Raw genomic sequence first — 19,239 nt, 5'->3', positions numbered from 1 at the left:
AGTTCCTCCTATATCCGCTTCAGAGAGAAATCCTGACTCTCCAGTGTAAGGTTCGGGTTATAGTAAGGATCTCCGTCACGGAGGATTTCCGGCCAGTGCTTCTCAAAGGAAGCGATCTCACGGTTAAATCTTGCCACTTTCTCCGGCGTATCCTCAAGACCTCTGGATTTGGACTCATAGTGATAAAGCTCCGCATAAGGATTGTACACAACCAGATATCCGGCTTTTCCAAGACGGAGGCAGAAATCAATATCATTAAAAGCAACCTGGAATTCTTCGCTTAATCCGTGAACCTTGTCAAAAGCCTCACGTTTTACCATCATGCAGGCAGCTGTCACCGCACTGTAATCCTGGGCACAGATGATCCTGTGGCAGTATCCCGTAGCGTCCCTCTTCTGCTGCACAAAGCAGTGTCCCGCAATGCCGCCGAAACCAATGACCACACCTGCGTGCTGCACAGTATCATCCTCATAATAGAGACGCGCTCCCACAGCTCCAACATCCGGTCTCATACAGTATCCCAGAAGCTGTTCCAGACAGTCCGGACTGATGATCTCCGTATCGTTGTTGAGAAGAAGCAGATACTCACCTTTGGCATGAGAAGCACCGAAATTGTTGATGGCGGAATAGTTGAAAATGCCATCCCAGTACACCACATGAGCCTTCGGATTGGAGGCTTCCAGCTCTTTATAATAAGCGAATGTCTCATCTTCCGTACTGTTGTTCTCCACGATCACATACTCATAATTGCGGTAAGTCGCTTTTTCTTCGATGGAATCAATACATCTCTTCAGATCATCGATGTGATCTTTGTTCGGGATGATAATGGAGATCAGCGGTTTTTCCTCCCAGAGGAATTTCGTGCGGTAAAGACCAAGATACTCGCCCTTCTCGATCTCTACCGGAACACCGATCCTGTCATAATGAGCTTTAATGGCACGTGCGCCTGCGTCAAAGGCGTACATCTTGCTTTCCGGATTCTCTGCTGTGGAATCCTCATGGCATCTCCAGTGATAAAGGATCCTCGGGATATGATGGATCTTCTCTCTTCCCGCAGCTTCCACGCAGCGGAATACAAAATCGTAATCCTGTGCGCCGTCGAATTCTTTCTTCAGCATTCCGATCTGATCCACGATCTCTTTTTTTACAACAAAAAGATGGCAGATGTAGTTTACTGTACACAAAAGATCGATATTGAAGTCCGGTTTGAAATGAGGCTGGAAAAATTTATGGCCATCCATGGACATCTTATCCTCGTCTGAATACAGGACCTCGATCTCCGGATTTTCATTCAGTGCCTTCACGCACTGGAACAGGGCATCCGGTGTCATCTCATCATCATGATCTGCAAACACGATAAAATCTCCGGTTGCCGCTTCCATGGCCGCATTGGTATTCTCCGCGATCTGAAGTGCCTGGTCATTGCGGATCACCCGGATTCTTTCATCACTTTTTTCCAGTCCGGCAAGATAATCGGTAAGAGGAGAGTCCACTCCGCTTCCATCCGAAAGACAAAGCTCCCAGTTTCCGTAAGTCTGGGCCTCAATGGAATCCACCAGCTGCTGGAGATATTTCTCCGGGGTCTTGTAAAGCGGGATCACAATACTGAACTTGGGATTCCAGGAAAATTTTGTTTTTCTCTCTTCCGCAAGTTCCGCCTTATCCGGCAGATGTTTCACAATCCATTTGGAATAATCCACAGGACGGTTTTTCCGGTTCATTACCTTTCCGAAAACTTTTCCGGTAAGGGCTGCTGCCCCGTGAAGTTTCATGTAGCGGCTTCCCTTCCGGAAATATACCGCGGCTTTCTCCGCAAGGCGCTTCTGTGGCTGCAGATGCACTAGACGAAGTGTCCGCACATTGCCGGCCTCAAATACAATGTAAAATTCCTTCACATTGTCATAATGGAATTCAAAGAAAAATCCGCTCTTCTCATCAATTTCTGTTTCCTGGTACTGGTTCTGCACATCCACCCGTTTCAGTCTGGTGATCTCGCAGGGGATTTCCTTCCGGCTGCGGTCTTCCAGACGAATGGTTAAGGGACGGTTAAAAGCTGCCCATCCACGGACACGGCAGATTTTTTCTGCGGATTCCACCTCAATACTTTCGATAAAGTACTGTGGTTTTCCCTGCTTCCTGTAAAGCTGCTCTGCGGAAACAGCAAACCACTGGATACGTTTTCCGCCCTTTACCGCATAGACAACAAGCTTCTTTTTGCCTTCCAGATCCGGAAGCTTTATTTCCATCTGCACACGTTCCCCGTTTACCAGATCCAGATCTTTAAAGCGCTCCAGGGCGCTGACACGCTCCTGGGCACTGATGGCAGCCGGAAGTTTTTCCCCGTCAAGAACGGCTTCCGGCTTATGGTCTTTCGGCCAGGTTCCCTGAAGGTGATACAGGGAACTGTCCTTCAGGTCAAACCTGTCTTTTTCTACTTCGTATAGCTCTCGCTGCATAACAATTCCTCCATTGCGTCCTTTCCGGTATTCTCTGTCAGGTAATGTTCCATAACTTTCTGATGTGCGGCCTCTCCCATGGCTTTTCTGGCCTTCTCATCGGTTACCAGAGATTCCAGGGCACTGACCCATTCTTCTTTCGTGGTGCACATCCAGCCGTCTTTTCCATTTTCGATCACATATTCCATCTCACGGTTGCGGCTCATGACACTTGGAACTTTCACAAGGGCTGCCTCCGTCCACTTGTTTTCGGACTTACAGCAGTGGAACAGTGTGTTCTCCAGCGGCATCAGGTTGATATCCAGTCCTGCGATGACTCCTGGCAGCTGTCTCCAGTCCATAAACGGAAGCTTTTCAATACGGTTCTGTACCGGCTCCATTCCGGACTCATCCAGAACACCTACCAGCTTCAGATAAACCTCAGGATGACGCTCCATCACTTCCAGAAGTGCGGCTTCCACCTGGACAAAATCCTGATCATGGGTTTTGGAACCGCTCAGATATCCGATATAGATCCGGTCTTTATCTTTATCTGCCTGTTCCACCGCTTCGTGAGACAGAACTTCCATCTCCATACTCATGCAGTTACGGTTGATCACCACCGGTTTTCCCGGAAATTCCTCCCGGATTTCCTCTGCCAGCGTTTCCGTGGACGTAAAATATCCGTCGCAGAATTCCATACATCCGTGGATTCGGTCTGTGGTTGTACGGAAATCGCTGTATTCGCTGCCTTTAAGGAAATGCAGTCCGGAAATTTTTTCGTAATCAAATACCAGGTCATCCACATCATAGTAAACAGGAATTTTGGCAGCTTTTGCCCGGTCGGCCAGCATTTCCGCTTCCATCAGTTTACTGCAGCGGTACATCACAACTGCTGTATATTCTTCGATCTTCTCCTGCTCTGCCTGATCCATCTGGATAAATTTCGATGCATATCCGTTAAGGATCAGCTGCTCCCGGAAATGTTCCACACGATATCTGGATGCAAAGGAAATTTCCTCCCCGACAAAAAGAATCTTGCTTTTTTCCACAGGAAGTTCATTTCCGCCAAGAGTTTTCCACAGGGAAATCATCTCTTCCACAATATTCTCCGGCTGCTCATTCTTAAGAACAAGACCTTTCCCATAACGTTTTACACGTTCCACAGGTGCGCCTACCGGAAGCACAGCTACCGGGAAGCCCATGGAAATGATCTCGGAGGTTGTGTAGGAGAAGGTCTCCGGCCATACAGACGGGATCAGGAACATATCAATATCCTGCTCCAGGGTAAGCCTCGGGATCTCTTCTCTTGTATATCTTCCTGTCTGGGAAAATACCGGGCTTTCGATCTCTTCATCGGAAGTACCGATCAGTCTCAGACGGATACTCAGATCATTCTCTTCGATATATTTTGCAAGCGCCTTCACAACTTCCAGGCCTTTTTTGTAGCAGAGCACACCGATGAGACCGATGTTAAAGGTCTCTGTGGTCTTTCTGGTTTTCTTCACTGCCGGAAGATAATGTGGTGCATGCGGGATCACATGGAGATTGTATACATCCGGATAAGCACGCTTGAACAGCTTCGCCGTATCATCGGAAAACGCACGGATCTCATCACAGTTTGACAGGAATTCCCGGAATTTTGTACGCCAGAGAGTTCCACTTCCATACTCTGTGCATGCATTGCTGCGGTTGTCCGGAACACATTTGTCGCAGACATCGCAGGATGGAACGCCGCAGTATTTTCCCTTCGCATCGATCAGGTTCACTGCCGGACAGAGAGCAAAGAAGTCATGAAGAAGCATGAGGATCTTCGCACCCTGTTCTCTCTTAAGACGCAGGATACGCTCCAGGGTTCCATAGAGATTCTGGTAAGTTACAAGCTCGTTGATCCAGATCTCATCCACACGCATCAGCTCTCCAAGAGCAGTTTCCAGATCGTTGGCAAAAAATTCCATCTCATACTGCTTATACTGATACGTAAAGTAAAAACGGTTGCTTACGATATTATAGCGGATAGTTACAAAACGGTATCCTTCCCGCAGTGCCAGACGCCTTTTCTCAACAAGATAAGCCGTAGCTCCACCACCCAGATCATGGTCAAAAGCCACAATGGTAGGCACATCCAGTTTCTTATTGAGAAGTTTCATTTCCACATAAAGCCTTACCGGACGGAGCGGATCTCTTCTGCAGTAATCTGCGGTATCCTTGTTGTAGTCCGGATGCTTGCGGAGCAGTGCATCACTGTGCTCTTTCAGAAGGCGCTGTTTCTCCTCGGACGGGAAGCTTCCACCATGCTTGTGATATACAAACAGGTTATCTACATGTACGTTCTCATAACCTGCTGCTATGGCACGCTGACACCAGTCATTTTCCTCTCCGTAGCCTTTTCCGAAGTTCTCCTCATCCAGAAGTCCGACTTCTCTGATTGCTTTCAGGTTCATACCCATGCAGAATCCCACACCGGTAGGCATGGCCGGATACTGCGGGCGGATCATACGGAATTCGTCATCGATCTCCCACAGCGGCATTCCCTCGAACAGCTTGTTATCCCGGCAGAAATCCGGGAAACTGCAGATGGTTCCACAGGTGGTAAACGGTGTGGTGGTCGCAATTTTTTCCTTTGCGAAGATGGGAAGCATCAGGCGCTCCAGCCATTCTTCCGGAACCTCCACATCTGTATTTACAAGGGCAACGTGATTTTCCGCCATCTTTAACGCACGGTTTACGGACGGAAGGAAGCCCATATTGGTCTCATTATTAAGAAGTACCACATTGTCATGCTCAGCGGCATATTTTTCCAGATATTTTCCTACTTCCAAGTCCGGGCTCTTGTCATTTACAATGATCAGGCGATACGGAACCTTTGTCTTCTCAATTCCGGAAAACAGGGCGTCAAAATACTCCAGACCATTATAAACAGGCACGATCACATCCACCTTCTGCTGATAAACAGCCTGTGGATAATCTTTTCTCACACTGCGGACATAACGCTGTTTGAAGTGGCGGAGATTTCCGATACTCTTCGGATCTTCAATGGCATATACCAGAAGTTCCTTCTGATCTCTGGTTCCGGGAATCTTTCCAATGAGGAATCTTCCGGTATCTGCTGCTGTTCCGTATTCCAGAAAAACAGAAATCTCTGCCGGCGCAAGAACCGTTGCCAGGAAAGAAAATCCCGCACTTTCCGCCTCCGGCTTTCCAATGGCATTGGCTACATCCGTACGGTAGATCGTAGTACAGGAAGCTTCCTGAAGCTTCTGTGTTCCCTGATAAAATACGATCCTTGGCTGTCCCATGGAAGCAAATGTAGGATCAAATGCCCAGCCAATGGCATTTAAAGTACCATTTTCATAATGGAAAAAATCAACACTTCCCATACAGGTAGGAGTTGCCTCCACTCCCATCACAGTTGCTGGCTCTGTATGATAATGGAGAACTTTTTTGACCAGCCTTTTCACCTGAGCTTTTTTGCCAGGATGACGCAGTGCCTCTTCCTGCATACGGGCTGCCTCTTCCGCCGCCTGTTTTGCTGCACGTTCGGCCTCTTTTTTAACTCTTTCCTGTTCCCTGCGTACTTCCCGTTCTTTTTCAAATGCCAGAAGCTTTTCCACATCCGGAAGCTCCAGACAGTCAAGTTTTCCCTCAATTACGATCTTATCTACATTTTCCGGGTGTGTAACGTGAATAAGATAAAAACCATCGGTTGTAAAAAATGCGGTTATACTGTTGTCCACCTTCATATGAACACCCTGCGGCACAAGTTCTGCACTGCATCCGCAGTCCAGGCGCTCTACTTTTACTTTCAGGAAATGACCGTTTGCCGGATTCCATCGGAGATTCTTTATCCCCTCAATTTCGGAAAGATCAAACTCCACCCGAAAACGGTTTCCTGTAAGTTTTCCCTCTGCATAAAGCGTATGTTCTTCACAGAAGCCCTCACCAAGATCATAGTAAATCTTACTGTGCATCTGGTGTTTTTCTCTTTCTCTGTTCACCAGCTCTGTTACGGAAACCGGTACTTTTTTCTGTTCAAACGGAAGCAGGGATCCACATCCAACATACTCATAAACAAAATGCATGGTCCATTTCATGAAGATCTCATAATCTGTGTAACCGATTTCAAATTCTGCCATCATATCATCTTCATGTATCAGCTGTGGCAGCTCCGGAATATGAGTATACAGTTCATGGATCAGACGCCACATAATGAAATTCACCGGTACAGGAAAATCAAACATCCATTCATAATCAATGATCTGATTTTGGCTTTCACCCATGAAAATATTACTGCAGATCAGATCCACATTGGCAGGGCAGACACATTCATAATCTGTTCTTCCGGGATATTTTCCAAATACCTCACAGAACTCTTTCGTTCTATAATCCATGATCCTGCGGGACTGGAAAAAATCCCGATGGAAATTCTTAAGAAGTCCTTTGAGCTCCCCGGTTTTTCCTTCATGAGCAAGTTCAGCGATTTCCTGATGAAGAGTTTTTCCGGTAAGAAGCGGATAGCTGACTTTTCCGTTTTCTGCCTTGCATGGAAGATTTTTATATTTATCAGAGCCTGTTTTTTCCGCTCCAAGCTTTTCCAGGGTCTTCAGGAACCCCTCTGCCTCAGGTACCATGGCCTCTTTTTCTGCACGGACCTCTCCGTTCTCACGAACGATCTTTGTCAGAAGCCGAAACTTTTCCTTTCGTTCCTGATTCAGTTTTACATAGAGAATTTCTTCCTTCTCCTGTCTTTCTGTTCTTCCGGCCTCCACAAGGAAAGAATTCACAAAACTGCTCAGGATCTTCTCTTTTTCAAAAGCTTTTACCCCTGCATGTTCTGAGAAAAGATCCGCTGTCTTATCTGTGTACACCGGATAGTTTCTTCCATAGGAATTGGTATAAAGGCTCTCATCTGTAAAAATTTCTGTAGGAAATTTGTAATCCGGGTACGGGTAATAAAAGTGCAGAAAAGGAAAGCCGCTGTTTTCCAGCAGCTCTCCCAGTTCATTCTTGGAAAAGGTGCGCACAGACTGATTTCCCGGATATCCGTTGATTCCGAAAAAGTGAAGATCTGTGTGATCCTCCGGTGCTCCGGCAAAGTACTTCAGTCCCAGTCGGTTCTCGATGGCGATCAGAAGTCTTCCCTCCGGTTTCAGGTATGCACCCATACGCTGAAGAAATGTCTCGTAAGGAGTTTTTCCTTCCGTAAAACTCATGGCATACTCCAGAACACCGTTTACTACCACATAGTCGAATTTCTCCGGAAAAGTCATGTCGTTGAGATTTCCAACCATGATCGTGAGATTTTCTTTATCATTGTTTCTTGCATAATTTATGTCTGCACGACGCTTGGAAAGCTCCACTGAAGTCACATGCCCGGCCTTGCGGCAAAGCATTCCGGTAATAGCTCCGCATCCGGCTCCGATCTCAAGAACGGAATCCGTCTCTTTCAGAGGGTACCAGCTTAAAATATTCTCCCGCAGTCCGGAAAAATGATAGACCATGGGAAAACTCACTTCATCCTCCGGCAGGTCCTCAAACGATTTCCCTTCCTGTGCCATTTTCAGAAGTGTTTCCTCGATATCCCCATCGGAATAATGATCCTTCGCCGTATAATAATCTAAATTCAACTCCGCCATAGTAGTTCCTCCACTTATTTCACAGATACTTTGGAAAACATGTCAAAATATCCCACTGCTTTTTTATCTGTGATCACCGTCAGATTGCACACATCATAAAGCCGGTGAAATACGGTAAAATCGCCGTCTTTATATCCTGTGCAGCCCAGACAAAGCATATATTCTCCTGCCTCCAGCGGCATTATCTGTTTAAAAGTAATCTCCCGCACATCACCGGCTTTCTGCGGTTTCACAGGAGTGTGTTCATACATGGTGTTTGTTCCTGTGATTTCCGTACCTTTCAGATCTTTCAGTGTGAATGCAAAAATCGGGTCATTGACATCTGCCTGAAAGCGTACCTTCATCTGAACAGAAAATTCTTTACCTTTTTCGATCACATTTGTAATCATTCCGGTATCATCCCGGATCGCAAAATCCACGATCTCTCCAAGCTTACTGCCATACTCAAGAACCTTCGGATTCAGATTCAGGCTGTCTTTCATAGCCCTGCCGCCTCCGGCATGCTCTTTTTTCGACACATTTTCTCCAGCTGTGCCATCTGTCAGCTGACCATCCTGCCCTGCTTCTGCATTCTCTGCACCTTCCTCCAGATCTGCATCATCATACTGATTCACCAGCACACGACGGTAGAGATTGACCATCTCCTTGGCGCCACCTTCCGCAAGCTTTTCTCCTTTGTTGAGAAGAACAACCCGATCGCAGTATTTTCCGATACTGCTCAGGTCGTGGCTTACGAACAAAATGGTCTTACCCATTTCCTTGAACTCCTCGAATTTCCGGTAACATTTTGCCTGGAAAAATACATCACCTACGGAAAGCGCCTCATCAACGATCAGGATCTCCGGATCGATATTGATGGCCACCGCAAAAGCCAGACGCACGAACATACCACTGGAGTATGTTTTTACCGGCTGATGGATAAACTCTCCAATATCTGCAAAATCCAGGATAGACTGCAGCTTGGCATCAATCTCCTCTCTGGAAAAACCGATCATACTTCCGTTGAGATATACATTCTCAAGTCCGGAATATTCTCCGTTAAATCCTGCTCCAAGCTCCAGAAGAGCGGAAATCCTTCCATTTACGGAAACTTCTCCACCTGTAGGAGAAAGTACGCCTGTGATGATCTTCAGGATCGTAGATTTACCAGATCCATTGGTTCCGATGATTCCTACTGTTTCCCCTTTATGCACCTGAAAAGATACGTGGTTCAGAGCATAGTGCTCTTTATATTTCTTTTTTCTGGATAATCCCAGAGACTCTTTAAGACGGTCCATGGGATTATCGTAAAGTTTATACATTTTACTGACATCATTTACTGAAATCGCAATATCTTCTGCCATTTTTAACCTCACTTTTGTGTAAATCGTTCACTCTCACAATCTGTCGCCGTTTTGCTGTTTTTCTGCGTACTGAGCAAGTTTCCGCAGGAGACTTCCCTGATTCGATCAAAGAACGTCTGCAAAATGCGGTTTCAGACGTTTGAATATTACAGATCCCAGTCCGAAAAGCAGGATCGTAACCACCCAGAAATAGATCGTCCATGAAGCATGGTTCCAGATTCCGACATGACCAAGCATGGAATCACGATAACCCGTAACTACATAGTACATCGGATTCAGCTTGAACAGCTTGATCAGCCATGGATGTGAAGACAGCATATTGATATCCCACATGATCGGTGTAAGCCATACGCCAACCTGGAGAAAAATGCTGATGATCTGGGTCAGGTCACGGAAAAAAATGACGATTGCACTTGTGGCATACACAAGCCCCAGTACCAAAAGGAAGGTACAGATGGAATAATAAATGATCTGCAGTGTATATAAACTTGGTGTATATCCATAACATGCGCACAAAATAAGTGCGAACACTACAAAAAACACATGCACAAAAAGTGCGGAAATGATCTTCACGATGGGAAGAATACTGATCTTAAATACAACCTTTTTTACAAGGTAATTGTACTCAATCAGTGCATTGGTTCCACCGTTTAACGCATCCTGGAAGAAAAACCACGGCACGATACCGGATACCAGATAGAGTACAAAAGGATAATCCGATACAGTTCCGGCTTTCAGTCCCACGGAAAATACAAACCAGTAGACCAGGATCGTCACGATAGGCTGGATGAATGCCCAGACAATGCCAAGATAGGATCCTGCATATTTTGTTTTGAAATCATTTTTTGCAAGGCTTAAAACCAGCTTTCGATTCTGGTACAGCTCTGCCGGCAAAGCTAATATTTTCTTCATTCTGTAATTCCTTATCGATTCTTATATTCCTCGAAGCTTCCCCACTTCTGATCCTTGTCGGAGAAAATAAGCTCCATGCCTTCCGGGATCGGCCACTCTACATTGATATCCTTGTCATTCCAGATAAGACCGCCCTCGTCGTTTGGATGATAGAAGTCAGAGCATTTGTAGGTGAACTCCGCATTCTCGGAAAGTACCAGGAATCCGTGGGCAAATCCCTTCGGGATAAAGAACTGTTTCTTGTTTTCTGCTGAAAGAACTACTCCGTACCATTTTCCGAATGTTTTGGATCCCTCACGAAGGTCAACTGCAACATCAAAAACCTCTCCGTTTACCACACGTACCAGTTTATCCTGCGGATAGTTGATCTGGAAATGAAGTCCGCGGAGGACACCGTAACGGGAGCTGGACTGGTTGTCCTGAACAAATTCCACATCAATGCCGGCTTCCTTGAAGTCATTGTAATTGTAAGTTTCCATGAAATATCCTCTGGAATCCCCAAAAACTGTTGGCTCGATCACTTTCAGTCCTTCAATATCTCCGCACTGTGTTACTTTTATTTTTCCCATTTTTCTTTCTCCTTTTCTAACGATATTTATTTGCGTGTTTCTTTTCTTTTATTCTGAGTGCCACAAGAAGAGCGATCAGGATCAGGATCATAACTGCCATGATTCCCAGAAGGATCTTTCGAAGTACCGGCATTCCTTCTGTTTCGCTGCTTTCTTTGCTGGCTGTACTCTTCTCTGTTTTTGCAGCAGTCTGATCTGCTGCTGTTTCTGTTTCGGAACCTTCTGTATTTTCCTGATCAGATGCCGCAGTTGGCTCCGGCGTTGGAGTTGCTGTAGCCTGTGCCACACTTCCGCTGCCCACCAGATATTCTCCAAAATAATAAGAAGTTTCTGTTTTTCCGTTTACATCTTCGGATTTCTTTGTGAGAGAATTCAGATCTGTTCCCTTTGGAAGAAGCACACTTCCTCCGTCTACTTCTGTTTTTGTGAAATTATCAAAACCATAGTTAAACATGGCAGTACTGTCCATACAGGAATTCGCCAGATCAGCTGCCCTCATGGTCACTGCAATATACGTTGTATTATCTCTTGTAGCCGCAGTAACAAGGGTATGGCCTGCCGCAACTGTAGTTCCTGTTTTTCCACCGATGCATCCCTGATAATAAAATCCGCTTTCCGGCGCGAACATTGGATGGTGCGTATGCAGAACTCTCTGCTGAGCATTCATATTGGTAGGCTGGATCGTATAATCCGCAGTCCCGATCACAGTACGGAAATCGTCATTTTTCAGACCTTCCCTCATGATCAGAGCCATATCTCTTGCGGAGGAATAATGATTATCATCCGGAAGTCCGCTGGAATTGGCAAAATGTGTATTCGTACATCCGATTTCCTGAGCTCGCTGGTTCATCATATCGATAAACGCCTGCTCCGTGCCACCGATATGCTCAGCAATCTGTGCAGCAACATCGTTGGCCGATTTAATGATCAGTGCATAAAGACAGTCTTTCATGGACAGGACTTCGCCTACCTGCGTGCCAATGTTACTGGAATCCGCATTTACATTCTGTACACCCGTCTGTGTAAATGTTACCTGTTCATCCATGCTGGAATTCTCAACCGCCACCAGAAGTGTCATGATCTTGGTGATACTTGCAGGATAACGCTGTTCATCTGCGCCTTTATTATAAAGAACCACACCCGTATCCGCGTCCATCAGAACGCCCGTGTCAGAAATGATATCGGCTCCGGCCGGCCATCCCTGGATCTGGTTGGTACTGATGTCATATTTCGCATTGAGATCCACCGCTGCCATAGCCTGTACCGGAAGCATCAGCGCCACACTGACTGCTGCCAGGATCATAAATACTTTTTTAATTTTTTTCATAATTCTCCCCTTCTTCTATCAGAATCCATCAAAAGAAGCAATTGCATCCACGACTCGTTTCGCATCCTCCATGTCAAGATTATAGAACATTGGCAGACGCATCAGCCGTTCGCTTTCTTTTGTTGTATAAACATCCTCCCCGGAAAATCTTCCGAATCTCTTTCCTGCGGGTGCGGAATGAAGGGGTACATAATGGAACACGCTGCAGATTTCCCGCTCCCGAAGATATTTCAGAAGCCGTGTACGTACTTTGATATCGTGAACTTTTATGTAGTACATATGTGCATTATGCGTACATTCTTTTGGAACATAAGGCTGCTCGATCTTTCCTTCTTCGGCAAGGAACTTCAGATTTTCATTATAAAAATCATAAATCTGCATTCTCTTGTCACTGATCTTCTTATGCTGTTCCAGCTGAGCATAAAGATACGCCGCATTCAGCTCACTTGGAAGATAGGAGGAACCGTAATCCATCCACCGGTATTTATCTACCTGTCCGCGGAAAAACTTGCTGCGGTCCGTTCCCTTTTCTCTGAGGATCTCCGCCTTCTCCTGGTACTGGTCCTCATTAAACAGGATCGCGCCGCCTTCTCCCATAGTATAGTTCTTCGTCTCATGGAAGCTGTAGCAGCCAAAATCCCCGATAGTTCCAAGCGCTTTTCCTTTATAGTAGGCATCCACACCCTGAGCCGCATCTTCCACAACTTTCAGATTATGGCGTCTGGCGATGTCCATGATCGTATCCATCTCGCATGCTACACCTGCATAATGAACCGGAACGATTGCTTTTGTTTTTTCTGTGATCGCCTGTTCGATCAGTTTTTCATTGATATTCATGGTATCCGGCCGAATATCCACAAATACGATCTTCGCTCCCCGCAGCACAAATGCATCTGCCGTTGACACAAAGGTATACGATGGCATGATCACTTCATCACCTGGCTGGATATCCGCAAGAAATGCAGCCATCTCCAGCGCATGGGTACAGGAAGTCGTCAGCATTACATGCCCGGCATGAAAACGTTTTTCCATCCATGCAGAGCATTTCTTCGTGTAGATTCCATCCCCACAGAGCATTCCCCGTTCTACCGCATCCCGGATATACTCAAATTCCTTACCTGTAAACGCAGGTCTGTTAAAATCAATCATGTATTTCCTCTTTATTTTCTGTTTTTCATGGTTTTTCTTTATTAACTGTACATTTCATTTTCTCACACTCATGTTGTAAATTCAATGCCTATTTTTCTGCAGGTGTATAATCGGGGATCTGATTCTGATATGCCACTTCTTTTCCAGATGGATCCAGAATGTGCATTTCCCTGTAAAATTCCTGTGTCAGTTCATCCATTTCCTCACGGTTTTCCGTTTTTACGTAATACAGTGCCAGATATGGATTCGGACCATGTTCGATCACCGTTTCTCCTTCTCTATAAAAGATCCACGGTTTTTCCACTTCTTTTTTCTGTCCCAGCAGGACAGCTTTCGACTGATCTCCGATGGTGAGCAGTCTTCCCTGAAAATAGATCACAGCGCCACAGCAATGTGGTTTGTGTATGTCATGGTCTGTGAGCATTTTTTGAAGTTTTGTTCTGTCATACAGAGAAGCCAGAAGAAGTTCTTCCATATTAAATCCGTATACTATGTCAGTAAGTTCATGCTCATACCCGAAAAAACGTGCCGCAATCTCACAGACCTGGATTCCTTCCCCGGGTTTCCAGAAGAACTGCATGGAAAGCGCTCCGTCTTTCTGACCGGTCTTTTCTATATAGGCCTGCAGAAGTTCTGTGGCAGGTCTCTCTACCTTTGCCATAAGCCTGGACGGATAGACATTTCTTGTACTGATGGGAATTTCGCCTTTTGCAACCGATGTTTTTTCACGGTCTGCAATACTGATCACATGAACCTGTCCATCCAGGACCCAGGTCATCATATTAAATTCATATCCATCGTTATATTCTTCCACCAGGATCTCCGGCATATCAGAAAATTCTGCTGTTTTCTGTGACGCTTCTATAAGTTCATCCAGATTTTCAGATATATAGATTCCACGGGAACCGTATTTATCCAGCGGTTTGCTGACTACCGGGTAACGAAGCCCTTTAAGCCGCTCCTTAAGCCTGGATTTTCTGTCCGGATCTTCCAGCACCGCTGTAGGGATCTTTCGAAATCCCGGGGTTGGCAGTTCCAGTTTCCGGAGAAGTGCCCTTGTCTCGGATTTATCGCGGTACCATGGAAGCTGTTCCGGTTTCAGATAGCAGGGCAGTCCTGCCCTGTCGGCAATTTTCACCATACATTCCAGAAGCAGGTCAGAAAAGGAAGTAATGATACCGTCAATTTCTTTTTCCCGGCAAAGTTCTGCAATTCTTTCCGTGTCTGTTACCGGAATCTGATACGCCTCGTCCGCAAATTTCCTTGCCGGACCATCCGGATATCCGTCACAGACAATGGTGTAGTATCCTTTTTCCCGGGATTTCTGTACCAGCTGTACAAATTCCCCCAGAGTTCCCAGTATCAGAAGTCGGTGTTTCATGCTTTTGTTTCCTCCCATTCTCTTATGGAATCCGCAATGTAACGCATTTCTTCCTCCCCGTATCTCTGATCACAGGGCAGAGGAAGGACATTGGCGGCCCAGTCATATTCCATGGTATCCTCATCAAAATGATCGATGATATTCCGCCAGTAGGTCGGCACAAAAATTTTCCGGCCGGCCAGCCATTTTCGAAGTGCCAGCCCGTCCTCATGATAATAGGGATAGGCAAACGGTCCCTCAGGAATTACCTGATTAAAAATACTTTCTGACGGAAGAAGTTCTGTCAGCAGATGATAATTTTCTTCTCTTTTCGCTTTTATATAAGGATAATCCATAGAGCGGAGAAGATTTCCAGTCAGCCGTGACATGCGGCGGATTTCCATCTCATGATAATCTGCCGCATTGTCCAGCATCTTCTGGTAAAAAGTACCGGCATCATACTCATATCGGCCCAGAATGTGCTCAAGTCTTCCCATGGAATGATCCAGCGGTTTCTTTTCCGGATGCAGACTCGCATCCGTTGACAGATATGCCCCGTCGCTGACCCCCAGGAATTTCCGGCAGGAGTACAAAGTATCCACGCCAGGCAAAGGCTTCTGAAAAAATGCATGTGTATGATCCACGATAATGTTTCCGTAAATTTCCCTATATTGCCGAATTCTGTCATCGGTCAGCTGTCCGTAGTAATTTACAAGGTAAAGATATTCACCATCCGGAAGTTTCTTTTCCGGCAGAAGCGGACATAACTTTTCATCCATATGATAAAATTCTATTTCCACTTTTGTTTCTTCACAGGCTCCGGTCACAGAATCGCAGAGATATGTTGGAAGATAGATTTTTTTGCAGTTTCGAGCTTCCATCAACCAAAGAAGTGCGGTTCTCCCAAGGTTTACTCCACAAAGTTCAGGATAATATTCCTGACCTGTAGATTCTTCCAGTTCCAGATAACCACCGATTTCTTTTTTCATCAGTCTGTTTCCTCCTGACGGATCACATAATGTGGCATCTTCTTCGCCTCATTGAGGATATTCATAAGATAAATTCCGATAATTCCAATGGAAAGCAGTGTCAGCCCAAAGAATGCCAGCATTACCAGCATCAGGGATGTCCATCCTTCCACAGAAATCCCAAACATAAAATAACGCACCAGATAATAAATGGCCAGGCAAAGACTTACCAGAAAGCTTGCGATTCCGATGTTCCTCACCATAAGAAGCGGAAATGCCGTATGGGCCGTGATATCATAGATCAGGTCTTTCACAAGACGGCGGAAAGAATATCCGCTTTTTCCATAGGCACGGGCTGCATGCTGTACCGGCACATTGATGATCCGATTGGAGCTTAAAACCAGGAGATTGCCGATCTGCGGAAGATATGTATTGGTCTTCAGCATGGCTTCCACAAGAAAACGGCGGATCAGGCGGTAGCTGGTAATCTGAAGATTCGGGTCTTTCCCAAGCATTTTGGAAGTAGCCCAGACGGATAATTTTGTTCCCAGTTTACGGATCAGATTATGCTTCCGGCCTTCATAACTTGCAATGATCACATCCACATCATCCCGTTCATTCATGACATTGATCATCTTCGGAAGCTCTTCCGGCTGATGCTGAAGGTCATCATCCATCGTTACGATGAACTCCCCTTTTGCATGGGCAAATCCGCACAGAAGTGCCGGATGCTGGCCGAAATTTCTTGCCATCTGGATGATCTTCACACGGGAATCCTTCTCCCGGAGTTCTTTCATTACTTCAAAAGAACGGTCTTTCGATCCGTCATCTACCAGGATCAGTTCAAATTCTTCTTTTATTGTTTCCCGGAAAACTTTTTCCAGGCGAGTGTACAGTTCCTGCAGCGTATGTTCTGAATTGTATACAGGAACAACCACTGAATATAGACACATAGTTTTTTTCCTCTCTTTTGTATCAGTTGACACTTATCGTTTAATATTATCATTTTCGATTCCTGTTGTAAACCCGTTGTTGCTGTGCACTTTTCACAGAAACATTCTCTTGCATAAAACGAACAGATGCGATATATTGATTATCAGTTTACAATCACATTTATATGGAGGAAACATGACAAAACTCAAAGATTATATTCAGCTTCATCTGAATATCCTGCTGTTTTCTCTCACCAGCGTTTTTTCCAAGCTTGCGTCCGTTTATTATAATAAAGAGGGGCTTAATAGCCCGTTTCTCTATTTATTTCTTTTTCTTATGATCGCAAACTGTGGAATTTACGCCATCGCGTGGCAGCAGGTAATCAAAAAATTTTCCCTTTCCACGGCCTACGCCAACAAGAGTGTCTATCTTCTGTGGTCACAGGTATGGGCTGTAATTATTTTTCATGAAAATCTGTCGATTCAGAACATCATCGGTATCATGGTCGTTCTGGTCGGAGTCTGGATGGTGCAGAGATATGAATAGAACATTTATGCTGATCATGCTGGCAGGAACTTTTTTTTCAGCAATTTCGCAGGTTCTGCTGAAACAGAGCGCCAATATCACATACAAAAATCCTCTCAGGGAATATCTGAACTGGAGAGTAATTCTGGCTTATGGCATCTTTTTCGGAGTTTTGCTCCTCAATACCTGGTGTTATACAAGAGTCGATATGAAATTTGGTCCTGTAATCGATACCGCTGCCTATGTTTTTGTACTGATCTTTTCCTGGCGTATCCTGAAAGAAAAGATCACCCGTGGAAAAATCATTGGTAATCTGATCATTATTCTGGGTATTCTGATCTATACTTTATAATTACAACAAAAAAACGGCAATTGCCTGCTGTATCCGAAAACTCTTATGCTTTTCAGTACAGCCGGTAACTGCCGTTTTTTATTTATTTACGTTTATTTGCTGCAGCCGCTGTTATGTATACACCGTTTGCATCAAAAGTATAACTCTTTCCATTGATCTTGATCGTACAGTTTTTGTACATGATCGCAGTCTCCGGATCAAAATAATATTTCTTTCCGTCATGTCTCAGCCAGGATCTGCATGCTCTTCCACTTGCAGTAAAATAATAGGTATGGCTTTCGTTATTTCCGCTCCATGTATAGAATACGCTCTTTACCATGATTCCATCGCCGCCAAAGTAATAGAGATCGTCCTTACTGTCCATGTATCTCACATGTTTCATCATATAGCCATATTTCGTCTGGAAATAATAATAATTCTGCCCTACTTTCTTTCTTCCCTTTAAGGCATGTCCATATTGATCAAAATAATACTTCTTGCCGCTGACAGTTATCCACCGATTCTTTACGAGAACTCCATTTCTGTCCACATAACGGACCACATTCTTGGAGTCTCTGAGCAGCTTGCTCTTATACATTCCAAGTGTTTTGTCGATGTAGTACTTTTTGCCGCCGACTTCGATCCAGCCGGTTTTCTTAACACCATTTACATAATAAAATTTCTTTCCATTTTCAGTAACCCAGCCGGTTTTTCCATTGGAGGTGTCTGGTTTGGTGGATGCTTTATAGCTGGTTACGGCTCTCCACCTTGGTGTAATGATCTTTGTATAATCTACATAGCCGAAATCAATGTCTACTGTAGAATATGACGGAATTCCGGAAACCAGTCCTTTCGTACTCTTCAGATATCCGCCACCATCACCATCTGTAGCCTGCCAGATCGTATATTTATAGTTCTTTTTGTTCGGTGCAAGGATCGTGTCACCATATCGTGCCAGCCAGACATCGTAGCCGGTCATTTTACTCCAGTCCAGCTTATTGTCATACCAGTCTGTATTACAGTAGATCATCGGATAATATCCTGCTTTTTTAACCTCATTGCAGAAAGCCTTGGCAAGGTTTGCGATCTGTGTGGAAGAAAGGCTTCTCATCTTCTCATACTCAATGTCATATACCACGGGATAGGAAACCTTATAACCATTCATTTTTTTGATAGCAAGCTGTGCTTCTTTCATCGCCTGCTGTGTTGTTGTGGCAAGGCTGTATATATAAGTTCCAACAGGCATTCCTACCTTTTCGGCCTGTTTCATATTGTAATCATATTTCATATCTATATGATTCAGTCCGTAGGAAATTCTTACAAACGCAAAATCTACATTGGACTTCTTAACCTTGCTCCAGTCGATAGTATCCTGCCACTCTGAAACATCAATTCCTCTTGTAATAGCCCCTTCCAGCTTCTGTCCGCTTCCGTTATAGCAGACTCCGTTGAGCTTCTTCCATGCCTTTGAGCTTGCTGTTGAGCTGGTTGCCCTGGCCCCCGGCACTTTCTCTTCTTCTGCAACAGCCTTACTGCGGTCGACTCCACCGCCGCCCATGGCCATTACTGTAGTCCCCATTGTTCCTATTCCCAGCAACGCCGCCATACAGCCGGCTGCTAGCCATCTTTTCCAGTTTTTCATTTTTCTCCCTTTCCCCATATTGTTGTCCATGTTTATTTTTGCCTGGATTTTATTATACTAACTGTTAAATGGAAAGTAAACCCATATTTGGAAAAAGACCGGTGCCAGC

The 19,239-nt window shown here is 45.1% G+C and carries 13 protein-coding genes; 2 read left to right on the top strand and 11 right to left on the bottom strand.

The features are described from left to right. Positions 1-8: 8 nt before the first annotated feature. From AC04Q6_RS11915 to AC04Q6_RS11870, 10 genes are all read right to left on the bottom strand, one after another. A complete protein-coding gene (locus tag AC04Q6_RS11915; protein ID WP_118070990.1) occupies positions 9-2,456 on the bottom strand; it encodes a glycosyltransferase family 2 protein in 2,448 nt (815 codons plus the stop codon). Beyond that, positions 2,432-8,071, bottom strand: a complete 5,640-nt coding sequence (locus AC04Q6_RS11910) for a glycosyltransferase (RefSeq protein ID WP_118070991.1) — start codon at positions 8,069-8,071, stop codon at positions 2,432-2,434. The genes AC04Q6_RS11915 and AC04Q6_RS11910 overlap by 25 nt, the downstream gene beginning before the upstream one ends. 14 nt (positions 8,072-8,085) lie before the next feature. Continuing rightward, entirely contained in the window at positions 8,086-9,414 is a 1,329-nt protein-coding gene (locus tag AC04Q6_RS11905) for an ABC transporter ATP-binding protein (protein WP_021976722.1), read from the bottom strand. A 105-nt stretch (positions 9,415-9,519) separates the two neighbouring features. Continuing rightward, on the bottom strand, positions 9,520-10,326 hold the full coding sequence (locus AC04Q6_RS11900) for an ABC transporter permease (RefSeq protein ID WP_021976723.1): 807 nt from the start codon (positions 10,324-10,326) through the stop codon (positions 9,520-9,522). A gap of 11 nt (positions 10,327-10,337) precedes the next feature. Continuing rightward, positions 10,338-10,895, bottom strand: coding sequence for a dTDP-4-dehydrorhamnose 3,5-epimerase (gene rfbC / locus AC04Q6_RS11895; RefSeq protein ID WP_021976724.1), 558 nt, complete (start codon positions 10,893-10,895; stop codon positions 10,338-10,340). Between the two features lie 16 nt (positions 10,896-10,911). Further along, positions 10,912-12,222, bottom strand: coding sequence for a D-alanyl-D-alanine carboxypeptidase family protein (locus tag AC04Q6_RS11890; protein WP_118062020.1), 1,311 nt, complete (start codon positions 12,220-12,222; stop codon positions 10,912-10,914). An 18-nt stretch (positions 12,223-12,240) separates the two neighbouring features. Then, positions 12,241-13,371 carry a dTDP-4-amino-4,6-dideoxygalactose transaminase gene (gene rffA / locus AC04Q6_RS11885; protein ID WP_021976726.1) on the bottom strand — a complete coding sequence of 377 codons (1,131 nt, stop codon included), beginning with the start codon at positions 13,369-13,371 and terminating at the stop codon, positions 12,241-12,243. Positions 13,372-13,459: 88 nt separating this feature from the next. Next, a complete protein-coding gene (locus AC04Q6_RS11880) occupies positions 13,460-14,752 on the bottom strand; it encodes an ATP-grasp domain-containing protein (protein ID WP_021976727.1) in 1,293 nt (430 codons plus the stop codon). Further along, positions 14,749-15,720 (bottom strand): hypothetical protein, encoded by a 972-nt coding sequence (locus AC04Q6_RS11875; RefSeq protein ID WP_174087568.1) that lies wholly within the window; start codon positions 15,718-15,720, stop codon positions 14,749-14,751. The genes AC04Q6_RS11880 and AC04Q6_RS11875 overlap by 4 nt, the downstream gene beginning before the upstream one ends. After that, positions 15,720-16,652 (bottom strand): glycosyltransferase family 2 protein, encoded by a 933-nt coding sequence (locus AC04Q6_RS11870; protein ID WP_021976729.1) that lies wholly within the window; start codon positions 16,650-16,652, stop codon positions 15,720-15,722. The genes AC04Q6_RS11875 and AC04Q6_RS11870 overlap by 1 nt, the downstream gene beginning before the upstream one ends. A 175-nt stretch (positions 16,653-16,827) precedes the next feature. Between AC04Q6_RS11870 and AC04Q6_RS11865 the strand changes: the two genes are divergently transcribed. Both AC04Q6_RS11865 and AC04Q6_RS11860 read left to right on the top strand, forming a co-directional pair. Next, positions 16,828-17,178, top strand: a complete 351-nt coding sequence (locus AC04Q6_RS11865; RefSeq protein WP_021976730.1) for a hypothetical protein — start codon at positions 16,828-16,830, stop codon at positions 17,176-17,178. Further along, a complete protein-coding gene (locus tag AC04Q6_RS11860) occupies positions 17,171-17,509 on the top strand; it encodes an EamA family transporter (RefSeq protein WP_021976731.1) in 339 nt (112 codons plus the stop codon). The genes AC04Q6_RS11865 and AC04Q6_RS11860 overlap by 8 nt, the downstream gene beginning before the upstream one ends. 82 nt (positions 17,510-17,591) lie before the next feature. On the opposite strand, the gene AC04Q6_RS11855 is transcribed toward AC04Q6_RS11860, so the two are convergent. Next, a complete protein-coding gene (locus AC04Q6_RS11855) occupies positions 17,592-19,130 on the bottom strand; it encodes a GH25 family lysozyme (RefSeq protein WP_178087489.1) in 1,539 nt (512 codons plus the stop codon). Between the last annotated feature and the right edge of the window lie 109 nt (positions 19,131-19,239).

Source organism: Blautia sp. HA9023 (assembly GCF_056504095.1).
Note: the sequence above shows the minus strand (reverse complement) of the source record. Positions and strands in the feature narration are given on the sequence as shown.